Genomic DNA, 26,080 nt, shown 5'->3' with positions numbered 1-26,080 from the left:
GATGACGAGAAAACGAGTAGTAGTTACTGGTATGGGTGCACTAACACCGATTGGAAATGATGTGGATACATTTTGGAATGCATTAAAAGCAGGTGAAAACGGGATTCGTCCGATGGAGCGACTTGATATCGATGAGTATCCAACAAAAGTGACGGGTGAGTTACAAGGGTTTGATATTACAGAATTCATCGAAGCAAAAGAAGCACGCAAGATGGATCGATTTGTTCACTATTCACTGGTCGCAAGCATGGAAGCTGTCAAAGATGCAGGACTTGATGTCAAGTCGAATGCTGAACGTACAGGCGTATGGATTGGTTCAGGGATTGGTGGCGTGGAGACGATTGAAAAACAAGCGAAAATCTACTTTGAGCGCGGACATCGTCGTGTCAGCCCGTTCTTCATTCCAATGATGATTCCGAATATGGCTAGTGGTCAAGTTTCGATTTATACAGGAGCGAAAGGTCCAAATAACTGTTCTGTCACTGCCTGTGCTTCAGGTACGAATGCAATCGGTGAAGCGTTACGCGTAATCGAACGTGGTGATGCGGATGTCATGATTGCCGGTGGGGCGGAAGCACCAATCACGAACTTAGCGTTCGCCGGTTTTTGTGCGAACAAAGCGATGTCGACAAATCATGACCCGAATACAGCGAGCCGTCCATTCGATGAGGGACGCGATGGATTTGTCATGGGAGAAGGGGCAGGCATTCTCGTCCTTGAAGAATACGATCACGCGATTGCTCGTGGAGCAAAAATCTACGCAGAGGTCAGTGGATACGGTCTGACTGCAGATGCGTATCATATTACTGCTCCAGATCCGGATGGTGATGGAGGCGCACGTGCGATGGCGATGGCGATTCAAGATGCGAACATCGAGCCAACTGCTGTTCAATATATCAATGCGCATGGTACGAGTACGCCAATGAATGATGTTCTGGAAACGAAAGCCATTCATACGGTCTTCGGAGAACATGCAGCGAAACTCGCTGTGAACTCGACGAAATCAATGATCGGTCATTTACTCGGTGGTGCAGGTGGCGTCGAGGCGATTGCAACAATCAAGTCGTTGCAAGAACAAACGGTTCACCCGACGATTCATCTCGAACAACCAAGCGAAGGCTGTAATTTAGATTACGTTCGTGAAGGTAGCAGAGCATGGGACGTCGAGTATGCAGTAAGCAATTCGCTCGGTTTTGGTGGGCACAATGCATCACTCGTCTTTAAGCGGTACCAGCAAGCATAATTCTTGAAGGATTGCGCTCTAAACCGCCTGCATGCCCGGTTTTCCGTCACGGTATTACCTAAAAAGTGTCATATTTCGTTGACTCCTACGGGAAAAGTGCGTGTTTAACGCATTGTCCATTCGATTTTATAATGAGCTGCGGTATCAAAAACGATTAAACGGCTTAAGTCCGCTGGAATTCAGGGCTCAAGCCGTTTAAAAAATTTATATTATTTGACCTGTCTACTTGACGGGGAGCAGTTCAGTCAGAGGCAGGCAAGACCTTGCTCGTTGGCCGCTAGGATCCAAGGAGCAACAGCTTGCGCAACGCCCGAGGAAAGCAACGAAAAAAATGCTTTATCTCTTGATAACACTTTGTCTACAGCCTGGAGCGACCTACTGTCAATAAGACAGTAAGGTCGCTTTTTTGGTTGAATTCTGTTTGAATAATAGAGTCACTTTAAAAATAAAAGGGGAAAAATATGTCTAAGCAATTTAAACTGTTTGTTTTAATGTTTTTAGTAATCGGAGTAATCATTAGTGGATTCGTTGTGTTTCAACAAAACACAACAGAGGAAGCCTCTACAAAAAAGCAACAACAGCATATGACAATCATTGAGTCATCGATGCCACGAGTACCGGATATTGCACAGGCAACAGATAATCGTTCACAAACGTTGCTTGCACAATTATATGAAGGACTATTTGTGTTTACTGGCGGTCCATCTGTCCGAAAAGGTCTCGCCCGAACGATGACTGTTTCGGATAACGGCTTGACGTACACGATTGAACTAAAAGAAACAAAGTTCGTTGACGGTACGCCAGTCGAAGCGCAAGATTTTGTTGATAGTTTTCAACGTGTTGCTTCAAATGAGACAAATTCACCATATGGTTTTTTATTTGAAGTTTTTAAAAATGGACGACAAGTCAATGATGGCGAACTCCCACCGAATAAACTTGGTGTTAGAGCAGAAGGAAAATCAACGCTAATCATTGAATTAAATCAGCCGGTTTCGGATTTATCACAATTACTGGCCATGTCTGTCTTTTATCCACAACCTGAAGTAAGCGAATGGTCGGATTTGAATGAAAATGGTCCATTTAAAATGCGTGAGATGAAAAAGGCATCCTACATGCTTGAAAAAAATGATCATTATCATCAAGCGACTGTGGTTCAGCTCGATACCGTCAAAAGTATCACCGCTAAAAGTATGTCAGATCAGGTGACAGCATATCGAAATGATCAGGCAGACATGTTGCCATTAATTGAAGGATTTGATACAAATCTTTTGATGGGGGACGAGCCTACTTATCAAAAAAGTCGGAGCGGAGTCTTTTATCTGGCCTTTAATATGAACGACCCATTATTTAAAAGTCGAAATGCCCGTCAAGCCATCTCTTCTACACTGATGAATCAACAAACACTGAACTTGCCGCTCGGATTATCAGGGAAACCGACGAATCGTTTTGTAGTAACGGCGAGTGACTGGATTTCTCCACCTCAAGAGCAAACAACGACAAAGTGGAAACAGGCAACTAAGAAAAAAGTGAAGGTTGAATTGTTGAATTTTGATGATCAAAAAGCATTGGAGCTAGGGAAAACAATTGAAAAAATTCTTGAAAAGCAGCTGCCTGGAATCGATATTGTTACTAAAAATGTAGATATCGAAGATAAAATACGCCTTGAACAATCTGGTGATTTTTCCATGACGCTGACAGGCTGGATGCCTGACTACCCAGGTCCTCTCGCATATTTAAATCAATTCGTATCCGATAATCCTTTGAATAAAGTAAATTACAATTCAAAAGAATATGACAAATTGATTAAAGAAACAAGAAATGTAAAGACAATAAAAGAAAAAACTGTAGGTTATCGAACTGCTGAAAAAAAATTGATTGAAAAAGATGCGGTCATTATTCCACTTTATCAGACAACGGAAAATATGTTGGTAAAAGAAGGGATAAACGGCTTGACGGTGCCAATTTATGGACCTGAATATTTGCTTCGAACAGTAAAGAAATCGAATTAATCAATTAAGGAAGGACATGGGATGCACCCATGTCCTTCTTATTTTTTTGAAAAAATATTTAGAAAAATCGGATAAAAGCTTTGCAAAATTATCAGAACATTGTAAACTATTTGTAACGGAGAGTTTTGTTCGGCCAAAAAGTACTACTTTTTTTCGGACAAAAACTTTAGATTACTAGCTTTGGAAATTTTAGGGGGGTCATCGTATCATGAAAAAGAAAAGTTTTGCACTCGCTACCTCGGTAGCGCTCGTATCAAGCGCATTCCTTGCTGCTTGTTCGACGACTGATTCAAATGATTCATCGGGCGATAACGGTTCGGACAAAAAATCAAGTGAGCAGACGCTTAACCTGATCGAAAGCGCGGATATCCCGACGCTTAACCCAACAACTTCTACGGACGCTGTTTCTTTCAACGTCTTGAACAACACGATGGAAGGTCTTTACCGTTTGGATGACAAGCAACAGCCAACACCAGGTATTGCAGAAAGCCATACGGTTTCTGACGACAAATTGACGTACACGTTCAAGCTACGTGATGCTAACTGGTCTGATGGTACACCAATCACTGCAAAAGACTTCGAGTACGCTTGGAAAGAAGTGCTTAACCCAGAAAACGCATCGCAATATGCGTACGTATTCTACAACATCGAAGGTGCTGAAGAATACAACACGAAAAAAGGCGAGCGTGACGCGGTAGGCGTTAAAGCAGTTGATGATAAAACGTTCGAAGTAAAATTAAAATCACCTGCAGATTACTTCCTCGGATTGACTGGATTCGGTCCATTCATGCCGAAATCGGAAGAACTTTCGAAAGAAATCGGTAAGGGCTTCGGTACGACAGCTGACAAATCACTTTACAATGGACCATTCAAGTTAACAGAATGGACACGTGAACAAGGCTGGAAAATGGTTAAAAACGATAACTACTGGGATAAAGATAGCGTCAAATTAGACACGATCAATGTTAAGGTCGTAAAAGAAATTTCGACTGCTGTTAACCTTTACGAAAAAGGGACGATCGACCGTACAGGTCTTTCATCTGAATTCGTAGCTCAGTATCAAGATAATAAAGAATTTGAAACTAAAGGTGAATCAACAATCTTCTACCTTTACTTGAATACGAAAGTTGAAGCACTCGAAAATGAAAAAATTCGCCGTGCGATCGACATGGGATATAACAAAAAAGGAATCACGGATGTCATCCTTGCAAACGGATCACTTCCAGCAAACTATCTTGTACCAAAAGACTTCGCGAAAGATGCTGACGGAAAAGACTTCCGTGAAAAGTATCCAACATTCAACGAGTTCAATGCGGATGAAGCGAAAAAACTTTGGGAAGAGGGCTTAAAAGAAATCGGCAAAGATTCAGTCGAACTTGAGCTTCTTAACTATGATAGTGATGATGCGAAGAAAATCGGTGAGTTCTTGAAAGGCGAGCTTGAAAAGAACCTTCCAGGTATGAAAGTCACAATCAAGCAACAACCGTTCAAAAACAAACTTGATCTTGAAAACAAAGGCGACTTCGAATTCTCATTCGCAGGCTGGGGTCCTGACTATCAAGATCCAATGACGTTCCTCGATCTCTTCTTGACTGATGGACCATATAACCGTGGTGACTGGTCAGATCCAGAGTACGACAAACTCATCAAAGATGCACAAACACAAACGGATGCAGCAAAACGTTGGTCTGAGCTTCAAGAAGCAGAGAAAATCCTTCTTGATTCTGCGGGAATCTCACCTGTTTATCAACGTGGACGTGCGTTCCTCGTTAAACCATACGTAAAAGGTGTTGTCGAGCATAACTTCGGCGCAGACTTCTCTTACAAATGGGCTTCGATCGAAGGTAAATAAAATGTCAAGAGAGCGTCTCTAGTGTAGAGATGCTCTCTTTTTTTGACAAAAGGTCCCATACTCTTTACACAAAGAGCACGGGACCTTTTTTAATGAAAGAATTGATTATTTTTTGACTTTAGCACGTTTGCGTTGGAGCCCCATGGCTTTTTCTACTTTAGCAAGTTTACGAGAAGCGACGAGGTCAGCTTTTTCACGGCCTTGATCTAAAATGACATCGAGTTCTTCTGAATCGATTAACTCATAATAGCGCTTTTGAATCGGCTCGAGCTCGGCAATGATTGCTTCAGCAACATCTGCTTTGAACACACCATAATTTGAACCTTCGTATTTCGCTTCGAGCTCGGCGATGGAGATATTAGCGAGTAGTGAATAGATTTCGAGTAAGTTTGAGACACCCGGTTTGTTTTCCCGATCGAACTTAACAATTCCTTCCGAATCCGTCACGGCCGACTTAATTTTTTTACGGATACTAGCTGGTTCATCGAGCATCGTGATGTAGCCTTTTGGATTCGTATCTGTTTTAGACATTTTTTTCTCTGGTGTCGTCAAACTCATGATACGAGCACCTGTTTCTGCGATGACTGGCTCAGGCATTTTAAAGGTCTCATAGTACCGGCTATTGAATCGTTGTGCTAAGTCGCGTGTCAACTCGATGTGTTGTTTTTGATCTTCACCGACAGGGACGAGTTCCGCATCATATAAAAGGATGTCAGAGGCCATTAACGTCGGATAGACGAAGAGACCTGCGCCAATCCGCTCTTTTCCTTGTGATTTATCTTTATATTGCGTCATGCGTTCAAGTTCACCCATACCTGCTAGGCACGTTAACATCCATCCGAGCTGCGCGTGTGCTTTGACTTCTGATTGGACGAAAATCGTCGCTTTTTCTGGGTCGAGACCACTTGCAATATACAGTGCAGCGAGGGCACGTGTATTGTTCATCAACTCGACACGGTCAATCTCGACTGTGATCGAATGGAGATCGACGATACAATAATAGGCATCATGCTCATCTTGTAAGTTGACAAAATGCTTCATCGCCCCAATGTAGTTTCCTAGCGTGACTGTACCGGTTGGTTTAATACCTGAAAAAATCGTTTTCATAATCGTTTCCCTCCGAAAATAGAATAAAAAAAGATGACTCGTCCCTTGAATAATCAAGGGACGAGTCATCGCGTTGCCACCCAAGTTGCTATGATAATAGCCGCTCTAAACTGCTGTAACGGGCAATCCCGTCTGACTCTACTTCACTGTTCAAGTCAGCCACTCCGAAGTCCATTCCATCTGCATCCACTATCCATTCACACCAACCATGGACTCTCTTAAAGTGACGACTCGATGTACTACTCTTCTTCACCGTGTTATTATACATGTAACTTAACAAGATTTTACCATAGACCATTGTCTAGCGTCACGAAAAATTCGTTTAAACGAATGATAAAAGCAATGAGAAAACAATGCACAATAAGCCGCTAGACAAGTATGGCCCTGTCCGGTTTAAAGAACGTTTCCGCTTTTCTTCATACACTTCGTGCTCTTCATCCTCGTCCTCGTGATACTCACCATCGATTTCTCGTAATCTTGCCTCACGTTGTTTTTTGAACCCGGCAGTCAGTCCTCTAAAAAATCCATTTGCAGACATGTTAGAAAATAATCCGATTGCCATTAAGATGAATCCTGAGATAAATAACCCACCCGAAAAGTGATAAAAAAAAGAATGGGTTGAATCCGTGAAACTCGCCCAAATGGTGTAAATAATCGATAAAATTAAAGCGATTAAAATCGGACGAAACAAGTGAAAACGCATAGTAGTCCCCCTTAATATGGATTATGAATTCATTATACGCAATGCTCCCGAAAGTTACGAATTTATTACGGTTATATATCTTAAAACAGCAAATAGTGTGACTATTCACTTGACGTTATTGTTATTCTCACATAAAATCAACTTATCACTTCGTTTGAATTTTCGAAACCAGGTCAATGCATTTTGGGGAATGCATGTGGATTCGATCCAACGTTATTGATGTCATAACTGTTTATGGCAACTTGAAAATTGAAAAGGAGATGACTCACCGATGAAGAAAAAAACTGTCGGTCTCGCGTTATCAGTCATGCTAGCAGGGAGTGTAGTCCTTGCAGGATGTTCGACGAGCGGAGATAAAGATTCAGGTTCTTCAGACAAGAAAAACTTGCGCTTAACGAGTACGTCCGATATTACGACGGTCGACCCGGCTAAAGCAACGGATTCAGTCGCATTTGATATGATTGGGAACACGATGGAAGGACTCTACCGGTTAGACAAAGAAGGTAAGGCGATTCCTGCACTAGCCGAAAAAACAGATATCTCGAGTGATAACCTCACGTACACGTTTACACTTCGTGAATCGAAATGGTCTGATGGTTCTCCAGTCAAAGCACAAGATTTTGAATTTGCTTGGAAACGTGCAGTTGATCCAGAAACAGGTTCAGGATATGCCTATATCTTTGATACCGTCAAAAATGGTGCAGCTGTCTCACAAGGGAAAAAACCAGTTGATGAATTAGGAGTCAAAGCACTTGATGATAAAACGCTTGAAGTAACACTTGAGCGTCCATCGCCGTACTTCTTGTCACTGACGTCATTTGGAACATATACACCGATTAGTGAAGATTTTTATAAAAAGAACGAAAAAGACTTTTCACTTCAACCGGATAAATTGTTATACAACGGACCATTCGTTTGGACCTCTTGGAAAACAGATTCAAAACGTGTCTTGACTAAGAATGAAAACTATTGGGATAAAGATGCCGTCAGTCTTGACGAAGTAACGATTCGTGTCGTTAAAGATTCGTCAACGGTTACTAACCTGTATGAATCGAATGACATCGATTATGCTGGCTTAACATCTGAACAAGTTGCTGTTTATGAATCGAAACCTGAATTCAATACGGCATTACGTTCTACGATCGCTTATTTGAAGTTCAATAACGAAGATGCGACGATGAAAGATGTCAATGCCCGCAAAGCGATCGCTCGCGCAATTGATCCTAAAGGCATCACGGAAACGTTACTTGCGAATGGTTCGATTCCAACAACAAGCTTCATTCCAAAAGACTTCATTAAAGATGAAGCTGGAAAAGACTATACGAGTGACATTAACTGGTTCGATCGTGATGGGAACGAAGCAGCTGATCTTTGGAAAAAAGCAAATGGCGATAAGAAAACAACGATTGAACTATTATCGTTCGACAGCGAAGACTCTAAAAAGACAAGTGAGTACATGAAAGGTCAAATTGAAAGAAACTTGCCGAACGTGACAGTTTCAATCAAACAACAGCCATTCAAGAACAAACTCGATTTAGAGTCTAAAGGTGACTACCAAATGTCGTATTCACTTTGGGGTCCTGATTACCAAGATCCAATGTCGAATTTGTCGATCTTTGAATCAACAAATAGTCAAAACGATGTTAATTACGACTCATCAGCATATGATAAGTTGTTGAATGCTGCCAATAAAGAAGCAGATGTTACGAAACGTCTCGACTTGTTCAAGCAAGCGGAAGCCCAATTGATCGAGAAAGATCAAGCAATTGCGCCATTGTATCAAGCAGGTGCAGCTTACTTGAGCCGTCCGACAGTTGAAAACTTCAAACGCCAATTGTTTGGTGCGGATTTCCAATACAAATATGTTGATATGAAGTAAAAAAACTGGAGCGTCCCGAATTAGGTTCAGGGAACGCTCCTGTTTTATACTACTTTTTCTGAATGTGTAATCATTTCTAAACGAAATGTGAACTATTTGTAAAAAAGATGTTCTAATTACTTTGTTAGCAAAGTATAATGGAATCAAACGAAAAATTCTGAAATATTGGTTAACTGTGAAAAAACAGTGATCATGGGGGGGCATCATATCAGGTTGGGACAAAAAAGAATTTAAAATTTTACAACAAAATTCTTGAATGTTCCGACAATTTTACGTCATACTGGTTTTATTGATGTTTTCGAAAAAAACAGAAAAATCTTTATAGGGGGTGCCATCTATGGGCCGTTATTTAGCTCAACGCCTTACTTACGGCGTACTGACGTTTTTACTCATCGCTTCATTCACGTTCTTCTTGATGGATCTGTTACCAGGTTCACCGTTCCAAAACCAGGAAAAGCTTTCTCCTGAGCAATTGAATATCCTTCGGGATAAGTACAACTTGAATGATCCACTTCCACAACGCTACGCAGCGTACATGGTTAACTTGTTCCAAGGTGACTTAGGAGTATCATTTAAATATGATAGCCGTCCTGTTACAGATTTAATCATGGAACGGATCGGACCGTCAGCTCAATTAGGAGCACAAGCACTTATACTCGGTGTCTTTGCAGGTCTTTTACTTGGTGTCGTTGCGGCACTACGTCATAACACAGCGATTGATTACGGTGCGATGTTTGCATCAGTACTCGGTATTTCAATACCGTCGTTCGTATTTGCTTCGCTTCTTCAATACTACGTAGGAGTGAAATGGGGCATTTTGCCGGTCGCCTTCTGGGAAAGCCCAGCACATACGATTTTGCCTACAATTTCCTTGTCCTTAGGAGTTACTGCCTCCATCGCTCGTTTTGTTCGAACGGAGATGCTCGAGGTAACAGGACAGGATTATGTCACGCTTGCTAAGGCAAAAGGACTAGATGGACAATCGATCACGTGGAAACACATGGTGCGTAATGCCTTGATTCCAGCAATTACGATTCTTGGACCGATGACTGCTGCCTTAATCACAGGAACACTCGTCATTGAAAGAATCTTTGCTGTACCGGGTCTTGGTGAGTTGTTCGTATCATCAATCACGCTAAATGACTATACAGTCATCATGGGAACAACACTGTTCTTCTCAGCGGTCTTCATCCTTATGATTTTGATCGTCGACTTACTGTACGGTGTCGTTGATCCACGGATTCGTTTGGGGGGTAATGAATAATGGCAGAGCAAAATTCAAATGCAAAAACGGAACAATTCGATTCGTCACTGTTTCAAACGGTTGAGTTCAACGAACAAGCCGGAGAGCGTATCGCCGGAAAAAGTTTAAATTTCTGGCAAGATGCCTGGACGCGTCTTATTCGAAATAAAGCAGCGATTCTTTCGCTCATCATCATTCTTATCATTGCGTTACTTTCAATCTTCGGACCGATGATTTCAGGGCGCGATGCTTACACGCAAACAATCACGCAAGCGAAACTACCACCAAAAGTAACAGGGCTTGAGTGGGCCGGATTTGATGGTATGGCAACATTAGGTGATAAAGAAATTGATTTTTACGAGCAAAAACAAGTAACAGAAAACTACTGGTTCGGAACGGATCATCTCGGACGTGACTCTTGGTCACGTGTCTGGGAAGGTACACGCGTTTCACTCTTTATTGGTGTCATGGCTGCAATCATCGATGTCATCATCGGTGTCACATATGGTGGACTTTCTGCTTACTATGGCGGTCGTGTTGATAACATCATGCAACGTATTACGGAAATCCTGACCGGGATTCCGAACTTAATCTTAATCATTCTGTTCATCTTGATTCTTGAACCGGGGATCACGACGATTATCTTGGCGATGACCATCACCGGATGGATTGGGATGAGTCGACTCGTTCGAGGACAAATCTTGAAACTTAAGAATCAGGAATTTGTACTCGCAGCACGTACGCTTGGGGCTTCTAGCTCACGTTTAATCTTTAAGCATTTGATTCCAAATACTCTTGGAATTATTATCATCTCACTTATGTTCACGATTCCTAGTGCGATTTTCTTCGAAGCGTTCCTTAGCTTCATTGGACTTGGTCTCGCTCCACCGAAACCGTCCCTTGGTACATTGATCAACGAAGGGTACAAAGAATTGAAGACGTTCCCTTACTTGCTTGTCGTGCCATCGACGGTCATCGTACTCCTAATGATCAGCTTTAACATGTTGGCCGATGGATTACGGGATGCGTTTGACCCACGTCTACGCCGCTAACGGAAATTAGAGAGGAGTTCATCCACAATGGAAACTATTTTATCTGTACGCGACCTAACCGTCGCTTTCCATACGTATGCCGGGACGGTACAAGCCGTCCGTGGCGTATCGTTTGATTTAAAAAAAGGTGAAACACTTGCAATCGTTGGTGAATCTGGTTCAGGAAAGTCGGTTACATCAAAAGCAATCATGCGACTGATTCCGAATCCTCCTGGTGAGATCACGAATGGTGAAATTATTTTCGAAGACCGTGACTTAGTCAAGTTGTCGGACAAGGAAATGCAAAAAGTTCGTGGTCGTGACATCGCAATGATCTTCCAGGATCCGATGACATCACTCAACCCGACGATGACAATTTACAAACAGATTGCAGAAGGTTTGAAACGTCACCAAGGCTTGACAGGGGATGTCGCAAAAAAACGGACGCTCGAATTATTGACGCTCGTAGGGATTCCGAATCCGGAAGCACGTTTAAAACAATATCCACACCAATTATCAGGTGGGATGCGTCAACGGATCGTTATCGCGATTGCGTTAGCATGTAACCCGAAAGTTTTGATTGCCGATGAGCCGACGACAGCACTCGACGTTACGATTCAAGCTCAGATTTTAGAGCTCTTAAAAGACATTCAACAAAAAACAGGTACAGCAATCATCTTCATCACGCATGATCTCGGTGTCGTGGCGAACATGGCCGACCGCGTAGCTGTTATGTATGCTGGGAAATTGATTGAAAAAGGTACGGTTGATGAGATTTTCTATGAACCACGCCACCCGTACACATGGGGACTTCTCGGATCGATGCCACGCCCTTCAGATGACCGTTCGCAGGACTTACCGGCGATTCCGGGTACGCCACCGAACTTGCTTCATCCGCCTACAGGTGATGCATTCGCACCACGTAATCAATATGCGATGAAAATTGATTTCGAGAAAGAACCTCCGTTCTTCCGTATCACTGATACACACGAAGCAGCAACGTGGTTGTTACATCCACAAGCTCCTTACGTAGAACCACCAGCAGCCATCCGTGACCTCGCACTGAAATATCGTCCAGATAGTACATTTGCGAAGTCGCTTTTGAAAGGCGGTCTTAAGTAATGGAAAACCGTAATAAATTACTTGAAGTAAAAAATCTAAAGCAACATTTCAATATTGGACGAGGACGTGTCGTCAAAGCAGTAGACGGACTTTCATTTGATATTTATGAAGGAGAAGTACTTGGTCTTGTTGGAGAGTCAGGTTGCGGCAAATCGACGACGGGTCGTTCGATTATCGGACTTTACGATGCGACAGACGGGGAAGTCTTGTTCAAAGGTGAGAATGTCCATGCGAAGAAATCACGTAAAGAAAAATTGAAGTTCAACCGTGCGATGCAAATGATTTTCCAAGATCCTTACGCATCTCTAAATCCACGGATGACAGTCGGAGATATCATCGCAGAAGGAATTGATATCCACGGACTTGCGAAATCAAAAGAAGAGCGAGATAACCGTGTCTACGACTTGTTAGAAACAGTAGGTTTGACGAAAGAACACGCGAGTCGTTACCCCCACGAATTCTCTGGTGGTCAGCGTCAACGGATTGGGATCGCACGTGCACTAGCAGTAGAACCGGACTTCATCATTGCCGATGAGCCGATCTCGGCACTTGACGTTTCCATCCAAGCACAGGTCGTCAACTTGATGAAACAATTACAACGTGATCGCAGTTTGACGTATTTATTCATCGCCCACGATCTTTCGATGGTTAAATATATTTCGGACCGGATTGGTGTTATGTATCAAGGTCACCTTGTTGAGTTATGTGATGCGGATCGTTTGTACGAGAACCCAGTTCATGCGTATACGAAGTCGCTCTTATCTGCAATCCCGCTACCGGATCCAGAGCACGAACGGACACGTAAACGGATTGTCTATGATCGCCCGACAGGCGGAGCCGTTGGTAAATCGAGTGAAGATTCGAGTATCCCTGCACTTCGTGAAATCGAGCCGGGACATTACGTCTCGATGACGGATGCTGAGCTTGAAGCGTATCAAGCACAACTCGTCTAATAAAAAAAGCATTCCTGAATCGTTCAGGAATGCCTTTTTTTAGTTTTCGGAAGCGATTCGTGGAAGGTTACTAAAGCGATGGACAACTGAATCTAATGCATCAAGACGTTTGACGGCTTCATCAAAGGGGATTTTCTCATAATGATGCAAACCACCCGGTTGCTCTTCTAACGTATCGGCATCGTGGACGAGTTGTTGGAGTGGGGTCCGGTTAATTGTACCTGGTGGGAGATATGAATCCGTGTGTAAGAGGACGGCAAGCGAGATTTCTTTTGCGCGTGCCGGCTCTTCCCCTAAACGAATTAATAACTTATGGGCACGTTCTGCTCCTTTAATCGCATGAATATCATTTTGACGGTAAAGATCATAATTCCATGTTCCATCCGTATACCATTCATAATGGCCGATGTCATGAAGCAGTGCTGCTTTTGTCGCCGAATCAGCATCAAGACCACGCTGTGTCGCAAGCGTCAATGCCCGTTCCGCAACGGAAATCGCATGATTGAGCCCAGAACGCTCTAAATATTTTTGGGCAATCGGGTGTTCGATAATTGTAACTAAAGTAACTGGCATAACTGAAATGCTCCTTTCAACGAGTAAGTATTTCTATATACTCTACGTGAATTTGCAAGTAATTGCAACTCTCTGCTTAAATGAACGCAACAATCTCACACATTTAATTAACCGAAGTAGGAATAGAATTTAGGCAAACGTGGTATACTAATTAATGTAGAAGATGATAATTCAGCTTTCGTTGGTTGCTTGTTCTTTTTTCGGACCGAGTGAGGTGTCGGAGTTATGAAAGAACGTGATAAGAAGAAAAAGTTGAAAAAACGACTTTTGCGGGATATTTTCGAAAAGAAATTAAAAGAAATGAAACTCCCGAAAGCAAAAGAAACGATTTCTCAACCTTTTGATCACACGCCAGCTTGCTGAAGCCATCTCGTGGCTCCAGCGAGTTTTTTTACGAAAAAGTTCTTTCATCTTAAAAAATAGCTAGGTTTTATTTGAAATTCAATGTAAACTGTCAAGTAATAGAATCATCATTAATAATTAGGAAAAGGATACGTTCCTTTTTATAGTTCAGACATGATGTAAATCAGGGGGAGGATGTTTTTCAATGGTAACACTCTATACTTCACCAAGCTGTACTTCTTGTCGTAAAGCGCGCGCGTGGCTTGAAGAACATGAAATCCCATTTGTGGAACGAAATATTTTTTCGGAACCATTGTCGCTTGATGAAATCAAACAAATTCTTCGTATGACGGAAGATGGAACAGATGAGATTATCTCGACACGTTCAAAAGTCTTTTCTAAATTAGACGTTTCAGTCGAGAACTTGTCGCTGCAACATCTTTATGATTTAATTCAAGAATATCCTGGATTGTTACGTCGTCCGATTTTGATTGACGAAAAACGACTCCAAGTTGGATATAATGAGGATGAAATTCGCCGTTTCTTACCACGTAAAGTTCGCACTTTCCAATTGATGGAAGCGCAACGCTTGGTAAACGAATAAATTTTAACCAGCGCGCTGCTTCCGTGAGCAGTGTGCTTTTTGTTACCGTCAAAAAAGGTTAAAATAAAGATAACAAAGGAATATACCCTATATGGTTAAAAAGGGGTTCTTTTTGAATCCATGTTATGTGCTCGTTCGTATACTAGATAAGAGCGAGATGAAAGGAGTGGACATATTGAAAATCGAACGCGTCAATGACAACACGGTCAAGTTCTTCATTACGTATACGGATATCGAACGCCGCGGCTTTGCCCGAGACGAGATTTGGTATAACCGTGAGCGTGGAGAACAGTTATTCTGGCAGATGATGGATGAAGCGAATGAAAAAGAGTCCATCTCCTTCGAAGGTCCACTATGGATACAAGTTCAAGCATTTGAAAAAGGTCTTGAAGTGACGGTTACAATCGCTAAAACAACAGTTGATGGCGAACAAGTGGATGAAGAAGAGTTGGATTCATTACTCCGTTCAGCAATGTCTGAGGCAGAAGATAAAGAAACAGAACTCAGCCAAGACGTATTATTTGAAACGACGGATTTTGAGCATGTTATTGCTCTTAGCCAATATGCAGAAGCACCGGTCTTCAAAGATTTGAAAACAGCGCTCTATCAAAAAGATGGTGCCTACTTGCTCCACGTCCATTTTAAAGACGAAGTGGAAGTGGAAGAACAAGAAAACGTGATGAGTTTGATTGCCGAGTACTTGCAATTTAGCGAACAAACGATTCATCCGGTCGCAGAGTATGGTAAAACCATCATTGCCGACGATGTTTTTGCTGTCGTCCGTAAGCACTTTACGAACTAAATACAAATGTCACGTTAAAAGGACTGCTCCTATACAAAAAGGGAGCAGTCCTTTTTTTGTTAGCATCACGTCAATGTATATCCACCATCGACGATTAATGATTGGCCATTGATATAACTAGCTTTATCCGACAATAAAAAACAAACGACTTCTGCAATTTCAGCCGGCTGTGCTGCGTTCCCGCGAAGGTGATGTTTCATTGCCAAGTCAAACTTGTCTTTCCCACCGTATAAGGAATGGCTTAATGCTGTATCGACGGGGCCGGGGCAGATCGCATTAAAACGATACTTTCCATGAAACCGGGCCGCGTAAGTTTTCGTAAGGGTGATAAGAGCACTTTTTGAAGACGCATAAGGTAAGAGCATCGCCGGGAATTTGACATGTCCGACGATTGCGCTATTGTTAACGATTGAAGCCCCTTTGGACAATCGTTTGACAGCGAGTTGAATGATTTGTTCAGGTGCATGATAATTGACTTGGAATACTTCTTGTTGGGCATCTGTTACGCGTTCAGGTGCGACAGGTTTTCCAAAAGTTCCGGCATTGTTAAAAATGCCATCGATGGTTGGAAAGTCAGTCGCGGTGTCATCGAAGAACTGCTGAATCTCTGGTGGTTTAGCAAGATCGACCTGGAAAAAATGAATGTTGCCTTGTCCATGTTGTTCGAGTACCGTTCCTTTTTCGGTATTTCTCCCTAAGGCAAGAACGGTATGTCCTTCTTTTGCAAGTTGGAGGGTGGTCGCTTCCCCGATTCCACCAGTCGCGCCCGTTACGATGTAAGTTTTCATTCGAATACTTCCCTTCTGATAATAGAGTCGAAAAACTTGATACATAGTAAAAAGAAAGAGGAGGGGATTTCATGTTACGACGTGTTCAACTGCTGATGACGTTACTGTTGACCTGTAGCTTACTGGCGTTTTTGTCTTACTACTGGAGTGTCTACATGGTCGGTTGGTTATCAATCGTCATCATCTTAATCGTTTTAAGTGTCTTCATCATCATCTTACTTGAAAATCGAAATCCCGAACGGACTTTAGTCTGGGCGCTTGTCATGATGGCGCTGCCCGTCGTAGGCGTGTTCGTCTATTTCACGTTCGGTCAGAACTATCGCCGTAAAAAAATGTTTCGCTTAAAAGCGATGCTTGATGAAGAGTCATACATTAAATATCGTACCCAATTTGATCATGGTATACACAATCGAGTGTTCAAACATGGATATTATGCAAAGGTTGTCAAACTTATCGATTCCATCAGCCGGCTTCCAATATCGTATAATACACATACGAAGATATTGACTAACGGAGAGGAGAAATTTCCGCTCTTGCTCGCTGAAATCCGTCAAGCGGAGCACCATATTCACTTAGAGTACTATATTGTCCGCGATGATGCGTTAGCCCTCGAGTTACAAGCCGCTTTGATTGAACGTGCTGAGGCTGGGGTCGAGGTTCGTTTCTTATATGACGCAGTCGGTTGTTTCTCTACTGACAAAAGTTACTTTAAAAAGATGATTCAGGCTGGCATTGAAGTGCATGCCTTTTTCCCTGTCGTCCTTCCCTTCATCTCCAGCAAATCCAATTATCGAAACCACCGTAAAATCGTTGTTATTGATGGAACGGTCGCATTTACAGGCGGAATCAATGTCGGAAATGAATACATCGGGAAAGATAAAGCATTCGGATTTTGGCGAGATACGCATCTTGTCGTTCGTGGAGAGGCTGTGTCAGAGCTCCAATTGATATTTTTACAGGATTGGTACTACATGACAGGAGAGCGTCTGTTCACACCTTTCTACATGGAGCCGCTCGAAGTGGTCACGGATGCAACAGGGGGCGTTCAAATCATCGCCAGTGGACCGGACGAACCGCAAGAGACCATGAAGTCGCTTTACTTCGCATTGATTACGGAAGCACGAAGTTCGGTCTACATTGCTTCACCGTACTTGATTCCGGACGAGGACTTGATGACAGCATTAAAAACAGCAGCGATGTCCGGAATCGATGTTCGAATTCTCTTGCCGAGTTTTCCGGATCATAAAGTTGTTTTTTATGCGAGTCGCTCGTATTTCGACGATTTACTCCAAGCAGGCGTTAAAATCTACGAATACAATAAAGGATTCATGCATTCCAAAGTCATTGTCGTCGATGATGCGATTGCAACCATCGGAACGGCGAATATGGATTTAAGAAGTTTTCATCTAAACTTTGAAGTCAATGCCTTCTTGTATGGTACAAATTCCGTTCACGAACTGACCCGGGATTTTTATGATGATTTTTCGCATTCGACTCAAGTTGATCGCCATTACTTCAGTCAGCGCAGTTTTTCGCAACGCTTGATTGAGTCAGTTTCACGTCTATTCTCACCTTTACTCTAAAGGGGTGCTGTCATGTTTGAAGCCGTTGATGAAACAGGTCGCCGAATCAATATCCATCTCGTACAAGTCGAACAATTAAAGCAAATGACGTTGTATTGTCCTTATTGCCTGAACCGATTACGGGTCAGGCAGGGACGAAAGCGAACGCATTTTGTTCATGTCTCAGCATGTACGGGAGAGTCGAGTGCACATCAAGGTTGGAAAACGACTTTAGCGGAATACTTTCGTAGCTTAGGTTATGACGTCGCTTTAGAACAAGTTCAAGGGCAACGTCGATTTGACTTGTGGATCCCTGCACTCCGGATAGCGGTAGAAATCCAACGATCGAAGATGACCGCGTTGGAGTGGAATCGACGACGAACGATTGATCAACAAAAAGCATATGCTGTGCGCTGGATTGGCTTTCATCCAACAGGCGGATGCATCATTAAGTTAGACGGGTGGATGAAACAAGCATTATTGACGGATGGTTATCTCGATTTAATCGAACAGGGAAAAATTAACCGCTATGGTTTTGCTGTCCCTTTTACGAAACACTTAGTGATTTGTCAACGACTAGAAACTTCTTTCACACAATTTATTAGACCTACCCCCCAAGCATTTCCCCGGAAATTTTCTGCGAAAAAATGGATTCAACTTGTGCGGAAATACCGACTACGTCCTTTCTTCTCGACGATGCCAAATCATCTACTCAAAAATCCACTCTATCAAGCAGGTCTGCATGTTTTATACCTTCCAGCCCACTGTTTTTTACCCATCGAAACACTTCTCGCCTTTCCACTCCATCCTTTTGAACTTCAAATGACACTTTATTTATCCTTACAAGGAAACTACTCGAAAATCCGACTTGAACATGCGTTAGTCTCCTGTCTCGACGCATGCCGGATTTCTCATGAGCCGAATCTGCTTCGACGTGTGGTAGAGGATTGGATGAATTTACTAGCTGTCGCACGCATATGTCAGCAATCTAGTATTGCTACAACTGTAAACCGTTTTAAAGAAGACGCTGTTTTAGCAGGAGCAATTCAGTTGTTTGTCGAAAAAGAAACAGGTATAAATGAAGTAAGGGAGTGATTGAAATGGCAGAACTATTGACACGAAAAGATGTCACGGTAGAAGAAACGTGGAACTTAGAATCAATTTATGAAACGAATGAAGCATGGGAAGAGGATTTTGAATCTGTCAAAGCGATGTTACCTTTGATGATTGATTACAAAGGGCGACTTGGAAAAGATGATACAACGCTTTTTGAAGGTTTACAGTTACGTGATGAAATTTCACGACGTCTGCATAAGCTTTATACATACGCGCATATGCGTTATGACGAAAATACGGCTGATAGCTTCTATCAAGCGATGAATGACCGTGCGCGGACGCTCGCTTCGCAGATTGGAGCTGCACTAGCTTTCATGACACCAGAACTGTTGACGATTCCAGTTGAAACGATTACGGGATTTTTAGATCGCAATCCGGATCTTGCGATGTATCGTCATGCGTTTGATGAACTTAATCGAGAACGCGACCATGTATTAACTGAAGCTGAAGAAGCAATTCTTGCTAAAGCAGGGGAAGTATTAGGGCAATCTGGAACGACGTTCGGTATGTTGAATAATGCTGACTTGAAATTCCCTAAAATCAAAGGGGAAGACGGGCAAGAGGCGGAATTGACACATGGTCGATTCATTACATTCATGGAGTCGAAAGACCGTTCAGTCCGCGAGGCAGCGTTCAAGGCGATGTACGAAACATACGGCAACTATACAAACACGCTCGCGTCGACACTTGCAGGATCAGTCAAAAAAGATAATTTTTATGCGGAAGTGCGACAGTTCAAGTCGGCGCGTGAGTCTGCATTACATGGAAATGCCATTCCGGAGCAAGTGTATGATGGATTAGTAGAAGCGGTCCATGAACATCTCCCATTGTTACATCGTTACGTTGAACTTCGTAAACGTGTACTCGGATTAGAAGAGCTTCATATGTATGACATGTATACACCGCTCGTTAGCGAAGTCGAAATGAAAGTCTCTTACGATGAAGCGAAACAATTGATGGTCGATGGATTGGCACCACTTGGAGATGAGTACAAGCATATCTTAGAAGAAGGTTTGACAGATCGATGGGTCGATGTTCGCGAGACACGTGGTAAGCGCAGTGGTGCCTATTCTTCTGGCGCATATGATACACAACCGTTTATCTTGATGAATTGGCAAGATAACGTCAACAACCTCTTTACATTGGCACATGAATTCGGACATTCTGTTCATAGTTACTATACACGTCAATCACAACCATATGCTTATGGTGATTATTCGATTTTTGTAGCGGAAGTAGCTTCGACGACAAATGAGGCTTTGTTAAATGATTTCTTACTGAAACGTGTTACAGACAAAAAAGAGAAACTTTATCTGTTAAACAATCAATTAGAAACATTCCGTGGTACGTTGTTCCGCCAGACGATGTTCGCAGAATTTGAACATGAAATTCACGAGGCGGCTCGACTCGGTCAATCGTTGACACCAGAATTCCTGACGAAAACGTATTATGCGTTGAACCAAAAATATTTTGGCGACGGAATCGTATTGGATGAAGAAATCGGTCTTGAGTGGGCACGGATTCCTCACTTCTACTACAATTATTATGTCTACCAGTATGCGACAGGTATTTCAGCCGCTGCCGCATTGACGACGCAAATTTTAGAAGAAGGACAACCTGCTGTTGATCGTTACATTAATAATTTCCTTAAAGCAGGATCAAGTGATTATCCGATTGAAGTCTTAAAGGCAGCAGGTGTCGATATGACGACAAAAGCACCAGTGGAAGCAGCATTACGTCAATTTGAACGTGTGTTGGATGAATTCGAAGCATTACTCGGAGAGTGACAACTCTGTGAATTTTTGCACAAAGTTATAGAAAAAAATCCGGGGCTCTTATATACTAAGAATGTGAAGAGGGTCACATTCCCCTGATGATTCTCTTTTCCCCCATCCAATGGTCATGTGAATGACAAAAAAGGTGTTTCCGCAATTGCGGAAACACCTTTTTCTTTTAACTTAAGCATGTGCTGAGTCTTTAAGGTGACGCCATACTTTACCGTCACAATAAGAAAGTGAGACACATTTTTGTTGAAGTGCAAGTTTTTTCAACTCATGTTCAATTTGCGCTTCAGATACATCGTAAATAAAAGCGATTTCTGAAGTTGTTGCTGTTTCATACCGTTTCAAGAAATGTTCGAGCGGTGGCTTTGGTTGCTTCTCAACAGGTTGATCCAATAACTCATTTAAAATGGAGACATAAATGAGGTATTCATAAGCACCTTCAGCTTTAATGGCTTCTTCATCTCCAATGAAAGCGAGGGTAGGGAGGACGCGTACGTCCCATTCTGTCACGAGCTGCGTTTCTTTTTCGAGCATGAGCTGAATCGTATTTGATTCAACATCGCGATGAAATTCCTCCAAGTCGAGACCGAATTCAGTTAAGGCTTCGGCTAAGCGGATTAAAGAAGAACGTGTATAGGCACTTTCGCCTTCTACATTATGCAACATCCGGAGACGTCTCATGAAGCGCATTCCGAATGTCTTACCTTGTAGTTCGATTGCTTTTAAAATCAACAATGGCGACATATCACACGCAGAGCGTGATGGAGCACAAGGAATTGTCGCAATCGTTCTGAGTCGGAAGAGATGACCATACTCTAACTCTAATTTCTTGAGAACGGGTATCAACCGTAAACCATCTGTTTGCGTCACATCTAGAAAATGATAAATTTCTAGGGGTTTCGTCGGTTGTTGAATTGATGGTTCGTCCAATGAACAATAAGAACCGTTACATTGATCGTGTTCCATCCGTTCACCCCCTTCTGTTGTTATCGTTACCCTATTTTAGCAACGAAAAAAATGAAAGAGCAAAGGTTTTGCTTGTACATTTGTACACGATTAGCGTGAAACCGCTTTACGCTCCATGAAACGGACAATTTTATTTTTCGTTTCACGACGTGGAATTTGATGTTTCTCGAGCAGTTGCGTGAAAGCAAGTTGACCTTGTTCGAAGGCTTGCACTTCGAATTCTAATTCGTAGTCGGTTACGCCTAAATAGTGACTTTGATCCAGTACGAGCAATCCGTCTTTCAATTTTGTTTCAAAACGAGTTGTTTCTAAACGTCCTAAGTGTTCAAGCGATGCTGTTAAGTTGAAGCGACTCAATTGTTCATTCATCGCATCAGATTGAATCAGACCATATTTGAATAATTCCTCTGCCTCTGCTTCCGATAGAGAAACATGTGTTTCAAGTAAACCATCATCTTTCGGTTCTTTTAAGGTTAATACGAGACCCTCTTTTTTCTGACGGATGCGTAGAGCGGCGCCATGCTGACGCAATTCAAACGTAGGTGTATCAAAATAATCATTTGCTTGCCAAATCGTTTCGTCTTGTTTGCCGTAAACTTGCATCAGTTGCTTGTATTCATCTGCTGTTAACAAGTTTTTAAATTCAATTTCCATTTCTTGTCTCATTCCGGTTCACGCCTTTCTAGTTGAATGCTTGAAAATATGATAACATGAATGAAGTAGTGGAACGAATTGAACCAACAATTTAGATTAAAAGTGGTGACGAAAACGATGACAAAAGAAAATTGGGATTTATTTCTCGCGCCGTATCAAATCGCGGTTGATGAACTGAAGGTAAAGCTAAAGGCCATTCGAAAACAATTTCAACAACGTGGGGAACATTCACCGATTGAATTTGTCACGGGACGGGTAAAACCTGTGAAGAGTATTATCCAAAAAGCGGAGCGGAAATCGATTGCGATCAGTTCGTTAGAACAAGAGATGCAAGACATCGCCGGCTTACGCATTATGTGTCAATTTGTCGACGACATCATCCACGTACTAGAACTGTTACGATCACGTGGAGACTTTAAGGTGGTCGAAGAGCGAAATTATATCACACAAAAAAAAGAGAGCGGATATCGTTCCTATCATATTATTATTGCCTATCCTGTCCAAACGATTGAAGGTGAGATTCCGACGCTCGTTGAGATTCAGATTCGGACACTTGCGATGAACTTTTGGGCGACGATTGAGCACTCACTCAATTATAAATACCAAGGAAACATTCCGGAGGAAACACGCGAACGACTGCGACGTGCCGCGGAAGCCGCCTTTTTATTGGATGCGGAAATGAGTCAACTGAAAGTAGAGATTCAAGACGCACAGCTCGTCCTACATGAACGAGACGGAAAACAAACTAATAATCCAGTAAGCGAGTAGGAGGATGACCATGCGCTTTGCGATTACAGCACGAGATGATGAACGCTCGCGAATGCTACGCGATCAATTGGAACAAGAGTTGATTGCTCGGGGGAGTGTTCTTGATGCAGCGACTCCGGAAATCATCATTTCAATTGGTGGAGATGGAACGATGCTCCAGGCATTTCATTCTTATTTGAGTCAAGTCGAAGACATCACACTCGTTGGGATTCATACGGGACATCTTGGTTTTTATGCAGATTGGCGCCCGGAAGAAATGGACGAGTTGATTCGTCATATCGCAGATGAAAATTTGGCGACGGTCGAATACCCATTGCTTGAGCTGTCGATTGATTATGCGGACGGTTCACATAATAAGTTGTTGGCGCTAAACGAATGTACGATTAAAAGTTTTAATCAGACACTTGTATGTGACTTGTCGATACGTGGAGACTACTTTGAGACGTTTCGTGGTGATGGGTTATGTATCTCGACCCCATCCGGTTCGACAGCCTACAACAAGGCGTTAGGTGGTGCAATTGTCCACCCGGCCCTCGAAGCGATTCAAATTACTGAAATGGCTTCCATCAACAATCGTGTATATCGAACAATCGGTTCCCCGATGTTGTTGCCGAAGCACCATGATGTCGAAATACGACCGGTCAATCCGATTGATTTTCAATTGACTTACGATCATTATGCTTCTATTGTTCATCAAAACGTAAAATCGATTCGCTGTCGTGTCTCCGATAAGAAAGTAAAATTTGCCCGTTTTCGTTCCTTCCCGTTTTGGGAGCGGGTCAGAGAATCATTTTTAGCAGAAGAAAGAAGTTAAGTAAAAGAGGTAAGTGATGATGGTATTTGAATTGAAAGAAACAGTGACACATGAACAGGTCGGCTGGAGTGTCGGACATTTTTGTACGACGCGCCTCCGAATTTCCCGAAAAATGCTCGTGTCGATAAAGCATCATGGTGACATTTTGCGAAACGGACAACATGTTAACGTTAACGAGAGTGTCGATCTCGACGACGAAATCCATGTCTCTTTCCCTGAGGAGCACCCAGCAGAAGACATGATTGCGACACAAGGAGAGCTTGATATCTTGTTTGAAGACGAGTGGTTGTTGATTGTCAATAAACCACCGGGGATGGCTTCGATTCCCTCGCGTCTTCACCCGGAACGTTCTTTGGCGAATTTCGTGTTGGGTTACTATAAACAACGACAGATTCCGTATGCGATTCACATCGTCAATCGATTGGACCGGGATACAAGTGGGCTTGTGATTTTTGCCAAACATGCGCTAGCTCATCATCAATTGAGTAAAATGCAACAAAATGGACTGCTCGACCGGCGTTATGTTGCATTGATCGAAGGAGAACTCGGTCCACAAACAATCGATTTACCGATTGGTCAGACGGATCACTCTTTTATGGAACGGATGGTCCGTGAAGATGGTCAACGAGCGGTTACGCATATCTTGAAGAGTACGGCAGTCGAAGCCTTCATGCGAACGATTTCGCAGTTAGAAATCAAGCTGGAAACAGGACGGACACATCAGATTCGTGTTCATCTCGCAGCACTCGGTCATCCGTTAGTCGGAGATACGATGTATCGCGGGACACCGCTCATTCCGCGCCAGGCGCTTCATAGTGCAAGTGCACAGTTTCCTCACCCGGGGACGGGAGAAATGGTCATGTTCGAAGCGCCGTTACCGAGTGACTTGTTCATAGAACAATAAAAAAGAGTTGATTCCTGCAACAGGGAATCAACTCTTTTTTTAATCTTCATCAAACATCGAGACACGTGATTGGGAAGCGATCGCCATAATAAGGCCAAGACCTACTAAGTTGACGATCATCGTCGAACCTCCATAGCTGATGAAAGGCAGTGGGAGACCGGTGATCGGTAAAACACCCATCGTCATCCCGATGTTTTGAAAGATTTGGAACGTAAACATTGCGACGTAACCTGTCACGATATAGGTTCCAAACGGATCGGCTGTTTCAAGTGCGATTTGAATCAGGCGGTAGATGAACAAAAACAGGATGACTAAGACGACGGCAGCCCCAATAAATCCGTAATGGGCAGAAATCGCAGTGAAAATGAAATCAGTATGCAATTCCGGGACGGAAACCTGGAGTTTTCCATAGCCGACACCAAACATTTGCCCGGAGCCGATCGCATTAATCGATTGGACCAATTGATAAGATAAATCGTCGGCATACTCAAATGGTTGTAACCACGCCATGATTCGGTTCATCGCGTGTCCTGGGAAGAAGGTCGCAAGTAAATCATTCTGGAAATAAAAGAGATAAAAGAAACCGACGATTGAAATTGTAAATAAAATCACCATGCTCAGGAGCCACTTCCAGTTGAGGCCGGATAAGAGCATCGCACAGGCAAGAATAACACATAAAATTAAGCCGATTCCTAAATCGGGTTGGATGATGATTAAAGCGAGTGGAAGTAATGTTACAACAACCATTTTGAGCAGAAGTAAAAAATCACGTTCGTGTTGGACGTACCGTGCATTATGTTCAGAGATGACGGCAGCTAACGTGACAATCAAAAAGAACTTCATGAACTCTGCCGGTTGGACCGTTCCGATGACCGGAAGCTGATACCAGCCATACGCCCCTTTAATGTTCGCGACGAGTGGCGTTCCGCGTAAGACGACGAGACCGATCAAAGAAAGGATTCCGGCACCATACAAGTACCAATGGAATCGTTTTAACTGTTCATAATCAATGAAGATGACGACAGATAGTGCGATAAATCCGATGATATACCACTGAATCTGTTTCGCCATGAAATTGATTTCACTAATCGCGCCTTGCAAAAAAGGTTGCGCCGTATAGATTGCGATGATACTGATGATCATCAGGCAACCGAGTAAAAAAAGTAACGTGTTATCATATCGTTGTGTAAATGATTTAAAACGGTTCATTTCATCCCTACTTTCTATCTCTTTCTATATTAACGTAATTTATCAAAATCGC

Annotated in this window: 25 protein-coding genes and 1 other annotated feature; of the genes, 18 read left to right on the top strand and 7 right to left on the bottom strand. The window is 42.7% G+C overall.

Annotation, left to right across the window (positions count from 1 at the left end; all coding sequences use genetic code 11):
• Nucleotide 1: 1 nt before the first annotated feature.
• From fabF to A0126_RS10150, 4 genes are all read left to right on the top strand, one after another.
• Nucleotides 2-1,243 carry a beta-ketoacyl-ACP synthase II gene (fabF, locus tag A0126_RS10160; protein ID WP_088837503.1) on the top strand — a complete coding sequence of 414 codons (1,242 nt, stop codon included), beginning with the start codon at nt 2-4 and terminating at the stop codon, nt 1,241-1,243.
• Between the two features lie 100 nt (nt 1,244-1,343).
• A complete protein-coding gene (locus A0126_RS19850; RefSeq protein ID WP_369834720.1) occupies nt 1,344-1,442 on the top strand; it encodes an IS3 family transposase in 99 nt (32 codons plus the stop codon).
• Between the two features lie 262 nt (nt 1,443-1,704).
• Nucleotides 1,705-3,252, top strand: coding sequence for a peptide ABC transporter substrate-binding protein (locus tag A0126_RS10155; RefSeq protein ID WP_088837502.1), 1,548 nt, complete (start codon nt 1,705-1,707; stop codon nt 3,250-3,252).
• Between the two features lie 208 nt (nt 3,253-3,460).
• The gene (locus A0126_RS10150; protein WP_088837501.1) at nt 3,461-5,104 is read left to right on the top strand and encodes a peptide ABC transporter substrate-binding protein; all 1,644 of its coding nucleotides are present in this window, start codon (nt 3,461-3,463) and stop codon (nt 5,102-5,104) included.
• Between the two features lie 105 nt (nt 5,105-5,209).
• On the opposite strand, the gene trpS is transcribed toward A0126_RS10150, so the two are convergent.
• Together trpS and A0126_RS10140 are read right to left on the bottom strand one after the other, a co-directional pair.
• Entirely contained in the window at nt 5,210-6,214 is a 1,005-nt protein-coding gene (gene trpS, locus A0126_RS10145) for a tryptophan--tRNA ligase (protein WP_239456910.1), read from the bottom strand.
• A gap of 50 nt (nt 6,215-6,264) precedes the next feature.
• Nucleotides 6,265-6,473 (bottom strand) — a binding site (T-box leader).
• A gap of 60 nt (nt 6,474-6,533) precedes the next feature.
• Nucleotides 6,534-6,914, bottom strand: a complete 381-nt coding sequence (locus A0126_RS10140; RefSeq protein WP_088837499.1) for a DUF3899 domain-containing protein — start codon at nt 6,912-6,914, stop codon at nt 6,534-6,536.
• 271 nt (nt 6,915-7,185) lie between these two features.
• On the opposite strand from A0126_RS10140, the gene A0126_RS10135 reads away from it, so the two are divergent.
• The 5 genes from A0126_RS10135 to A0126_RS10115 all read left to right on the top strand — a co-directional run bounded on the left by A0126_RS10135 (nt 7,186) and on the right by A0126_RS10115 (nt 13,142).
• A complete protein-coding gene (locus A0126_RS10135) occupies nt 7,186-8,793 on the top strand; it encodes a peptide ABC transporter substrate-binding protein (protein WP_088837498.1) in 1,608 nt (535 codons plus the stop codon).
• A 337-nt stretch (nt 8,794-9,130) separates the two neighbouring features.
• Nucleotides 9,131-10,057 (top strand): oligopeptide ABC transporter permease, encoded by a 927-nt coding sequence (gene opp3b / locus A0126_RS10130; protein ID WP_088837497.1) that lies wholly within the window; start codon nt 9,131-9,133, stop codon nt 10,055-10,057.
• The gene (gene opp3C, locus A0126_RS10125; RefSeq protein WP_088837496.1) at nt 10,057-11,088 is read left to right on the top strand and encodes an oligopeptide ABC transporter permease; all 1,032 of its coding nucleotides are present in this window, start codon (nt 10,057-10,059) and stop codon (nt 11,086-11,088) included. The genes opp3b and opp3C overlap by 1 nt, the downstream gene beginning before the upstream one ends.
• 27 nt (nt 11,089-11,115) lie before the next feature.
• Nucleotides 11,116-12,189, top strand: coding sequence for an ABC transporter ATP-binding protein (locus A0126_RS10120; RefSeq protein ID WP_088837495.1), 1,074 nt, complete (start codon nt 11,116-11,118; stop codon nt 12,187-12,189).
• Nucleotides 12,189-13,142, top strand: a complete 954-nt coding sequence (locus A0126_RS10115) for an ABC transporter ATP-binding protein (protein WP_029330998.1) — start codon at nt 12,189-12,191, stop codon at nt 13,140-13,142. The genes A0126_RS10120 and A0126_RS10115 overlap by 1 nt, the downstream gene beginning before the upstream one ends.
• Before the next feature lie 39 nt (nt 13,143-13,181).
• On the opposite strand, the gene A0126_RS10110 is transcribed toward A0126_RS10115, so the two are convergent.
• Entirely contained in the window at nt 13,182-13,715 is a 534-nt protein-coding gene (locus tag A0126_RS10110; protein ID WP_029330997.1) for an HD domain-containing protein, read from the bottom strand.
• 225 nt (nt 13,716-13,940) lie between these two features.
• Here A0126_RS10110 and A0126_RS19400 point away from each other — a divergent pair, with 225 nt between their 5' ends.
• The 3 genes from A0126_RS19400 to mecA all read left to right on the top strand — a co-directional run bounded on the left by A0126_RS19400 (nt 13,941) and on the right by mecA (nt 15,463).
• Nucleotides 13,941-14,078, top strand: a complete 138-nt coding sequence (locus tag A0126_RS19400; RefSeq protein WP_167331086.1) for a hypothetical protein — start codon at nt 13,941-13,943, stop codon at nt 14,076-14,078.
• A 184-nt stretch (nt 14,079-14,262) separates the two neighbouring features.
• A complete protein-coding gene (gene spxA / locus A0126_RS10105) occupies nt 14,263-14,661 on the top strand; it encodes a transcriptional regulator SpxA (protein WP_029330996.1) in 399 nt (132 codons plus the stop codon).
• Between the two features lie 175 nt (nt 14,662-14,836).
• A complete protein-coding gene (gene mecA / locus A0126_RS10100; RefSeq protein WP_088837494.1) occupies nt 14,837-15,463 on the top strand; it encodes an adaptor protein MecA in 627 nt (208 codons plus the stop codon).
• A 65-nt stretch (nt 15,464-15,528) separates the two neighbouring features.
• Here mecA and A0126_RS10095 read toward each other — a convergent pair whose 3' ends face one another.
• Nucleotides 15,529-16,251 (bottom strand): SDR family NAD(P)-dependent oxidoreductase, encoded by a 723-nt coding sequence (locus tag A0126_RS10095; RefSeq protein WP_088837493.1) that lies wholly within the window; start codon nt 16,249-16,251, stop codon nt 15,529-15,531.
• A 71-nt stretch (nt 16,252-16,322) separates the two neighbouring features.
• Between A0126_RS10095 and cls the strand changes: the two genes are divergently transcribed.
• From cls to pepF, 3 genes are read left to right on the top strand one after another with little or no spacing between them, the layout of a single operon-like run.
• Nucleotides 16,323-17,834, top strand: a complete 1,512-nt coding sequence (gene cls, locus A0126_RS10090) for a cardiolipin synthase (protein ID WP_088837492.1) — start codon at nt 16,323-16,325, stop codon at nt 17,832-17,834.
• A gap of 12 nt (nt 17,835-17,846) precedes the next feature.
• Nucleotides 17,847-18,908, top strand: a complete 1,062-nt coding sequence (locus tag A0126_RS10085; RefSeq protein WP_088837491.1) for a competence protein CoiA family protein — start codon at nt 17,847-17,849, stop codon at nt 18,906-18,908.
• Between the two features lie 5 nt (nt 18,909-18,913).
• Nucleotides 18,914-20,716 carry an oligoendopeptidase F gene (gene pepF / locus A0126_RS10080; RefSeq protein ID WP_088837490.1) on the top strand — a complete coding sequence of 601 codons (1,803 nt, stop codon included), beginning with the start codon at nt 18,914-18,916 and terminating at the stop codon, nt 20,714-20,716.
• Nucleotides 20,717-20,887: 171 nt separating this feature from the next.
• Here the strand turns inward: pepF and A0126_RS10075 are convergent, their stop codons facing one another.
• Nucleotides 20,888-21,679: a DsbA family protein gene (locus A0126_RS10075; protein ID WP_088837489.1), complete on the bottom strand. Its 792-nt coding sequence runs from the start codon at nt 21,677-21,679 to the stop codon at nt 20,888-20,890.
• 90 nt (nt 21,680-21,769) lie between these two features.
• Nucleotides 21,770-22,345 (bottom strand): CYTH domain-containing protein, encoded by a 576-nt coding sequence (locus tag A0126_RS10070; RefSeq protein ID WP_029330989.1) that lies wholly within the window; start codon nt 22,343-22,345, stop codon nt 21,770-21,772.
• Nucleotides 22,346-22,450: 105 nt separating this feature from the next.
• Here A0126_RS10070 and A0126_RS10065 point away from each other — a divergent pair, with 105 nt between their 5' ends.
• The 3 genes from A0126_RS10065 to A0126_RS10055 are packed head-to-tail and all read left to right on the top strand — an operon-like array spanning nt 22,451 to nt 24,819.
• Nucleotides 22,451-23,101 (top strand): GTP diphosphokinase, encoded by a 651-nt coding sequence (locus tag A0126_RS10065; RefSeq protein WP_029330988.1) that lies wholly within the window; start codon nt 22,451-22,453, stop codon nt 23,099-23,101.
• 10 nt (nt 23,102-23,111) lie between these two features.
• A complete protein-coding gene (locus A0126_RS10060) occupies nt 23,112-23,915 on the top strand; it encodes an NAD kinase (protein ID WP_088837488.1) in 804 nt (267 codons plus the stop codon).
• Nucleotides 23,916-23,931: 16 nt separating this feature from the next.
• The gene (locus A0126_RS10055) at nt 23,932-24,819 is read left to right on the top strand and encodes an RluA family pseudouridine synthase (RefSeq protein WP_239456735.1); all 888 of its coding nucleotides are present in this window, start codon (nt 23,932-23,934) and stop codon (nt 24,817-24,819) included.
• A 39-nt stretch (nt 24,820-24,858) separates the two neighbouring features.
• Here the strand turns inward: A0126_RS10055 and A0126_RS10050 are convergent, their stop codons facing one another.
• Entirely contained in the window at nt 24,859-26,028 is a 1,170-nt protein-coding gene (locus A0126_RS10050) for an FtsW/RodA/SpoVE family cell cycle protein (RefSeq protein ID WP_088837486.1), read from the bottom strand.
• Nucleotides 26,029-26,080: the final 52 nt, after the last annotated feature.

It is taken from the genome of Exiguobacterium sp. N4-1P (assembly GCF_002214325.1).
Note: the sequence above shows the minus strand (reverse complement) of the source record. Positions and strands in the feature narration are given on the sequence as shown.

Excerpts from the sequence above, each read along its gene's own strand:
- fabF (WP_088837503.1), top strand. The coding sequence starts at position 2 with ATGACGAGAAAACGAGTAGTAGTTACTGGTATGGGTGCACTAACACCG.
- A0126_RS10155 (WP_088837502.1), top strand. The coding sequence starts at position 1,705 with ATGTCTAAGCAATTTAAACTGTTTGTTTTAATGTTTTTAGTAATCGGA.
- A0126_RS10150 (WP_088837501.1), top strand. The coding sequence starts at position 3,461 with ATGAAAAAGAAAAGTTTTGCACTCGCTACCTCGGTAGCGCTCGTATCA.
- A0126_RS10140 (WP_088837499.1), bottom strand. The coding sequence starts at position 6,914 with ATGCGTTTTCACTTGTTTCGTCCGATTTTAATCGCTTTAATTTTATCG.
- A0126_RS10135 (WP_088837498.1), top strand. The coding sequence starts at position 7,186 with ATGAAGAAAAAAACTGTCGGTCTCGCGTTATCAGTCATGCTAGCAGGG.
- opp3b (WP_088837497.1), top strand. The coding sequence starts at position 9,131 with ATGGGCCGTTATTTAGCTCAACGCCTTACTTACGGCGTACTGACGTTT.
- opp3C (WP_088837496.1), top strand. The coding sequence starts at position 10,057 with ATGGCAGAGCAAAATTCAAATGCAAAAACGGAACAATTCGATTCGTCA.
- A0126_RS10120 (WP_088837495.1), top strand. The coding sequence starts at position 11,116 with ATGGAAACTATTTTATCTGTACGCGACCTAACCGTCGCTTTCCATACG.
- A0126_RS10115 (WP_029330998.1), top strand. The coding sequence starts at position 12,189 with ATGGAAAACCGTAATAAATTACTTGAAGTAAAAAATCTAAAGCAACAT.
- A0126_RS10110 (WP_029330997.1), bottom strand. The coding sequence starts at position 13,715 with ATGCCAGTTACTTTAGTTACAATTATCGAACACCCGATTGCCCAAAAA.
- A0126_RS19400 (WP_167331086.1), top strand. The coding sequence starts at position 13,941 with ATGAAAGAACGTGATAAGAAGAAAAAGTTGAAAAAACGACTTTTGCGG.
- spxA (WP_029330996.1), top strand. The coding sequence starts at position 14,263 with ATGGTAACACTCTATACTTCACCAAGCTGTACTTCTTGTCGTAAAGCG.
- A0126_RS10095 (WP_088837493.1), bottom strand. The coding sequence starts at position 16,251 with ATGAAAACTTACATCGTAACGGGCGCGACTGGTGGAATCGGGGAAGCG.
- cls (WP_088837492.1), top strand. The coding sequence starts at position 16,323 with ATGTTACGACGTGTTCAACTGCTGATGACGTTACTGTTGACCTGTAGC.
- A0126_RS10085 (WP_088837491.1), top strand. The coding sequence starts at position 17,847 with ATGTTTGAAGCCGTTGATGAAACAGGTCGCCGAATCAATATCCATCTC.
- pepF (WP_088837490.1), top strand. The coding sequence starts at position 18,914 with ATGGCAGAACTATTGACACGAAAAGATGTCACGGTAGAAGAAACGTGG.
- A0126_RS10075 (WP_088837489.1), bottom strand. The coding sequence starts at position 21,679 with ATGGAACACGATCAATGTAACGGTTCTTATTGTTCATTGGACGAACCA.
- A0126_RS10070 (WP_029330989.1), bottom strand. The coding sequence starts at position 22,345 with ATGAGACAAGAAATGGAAATTGAATTTAAAAACTTGTTAACAGCAGAT.
- A0126_RS10065 (WP_029330988.1), top strand. The coding sequence starts at position 22,451 with ATGACAAAAGAAAATTGGGATTTATTTCTCGCGCCGTATCAAATCGCG.
- A0126_RS10060 (WP_088837488.1), top strand. The coding sequence starts at position 23,112 with ATGCGCTTTGCGATTACAGCACGAGATGATGAACGCTCGCGAATGCTA.
- A0126_RS10055 (WP_239456735.1), top strand. The coding sequence starts at position 23,932 with ATGATGGTATTTGAATTGAAAGAAACAGTGACACATGAACAGGTCGGC.
- A0126_RS10050 (WP_088837486.1), bottom strand. The coding sequence starts at position 26,028 with ATGAACCGTTTTAAATCATTTACACAACGATATGATAACACGTTACTT.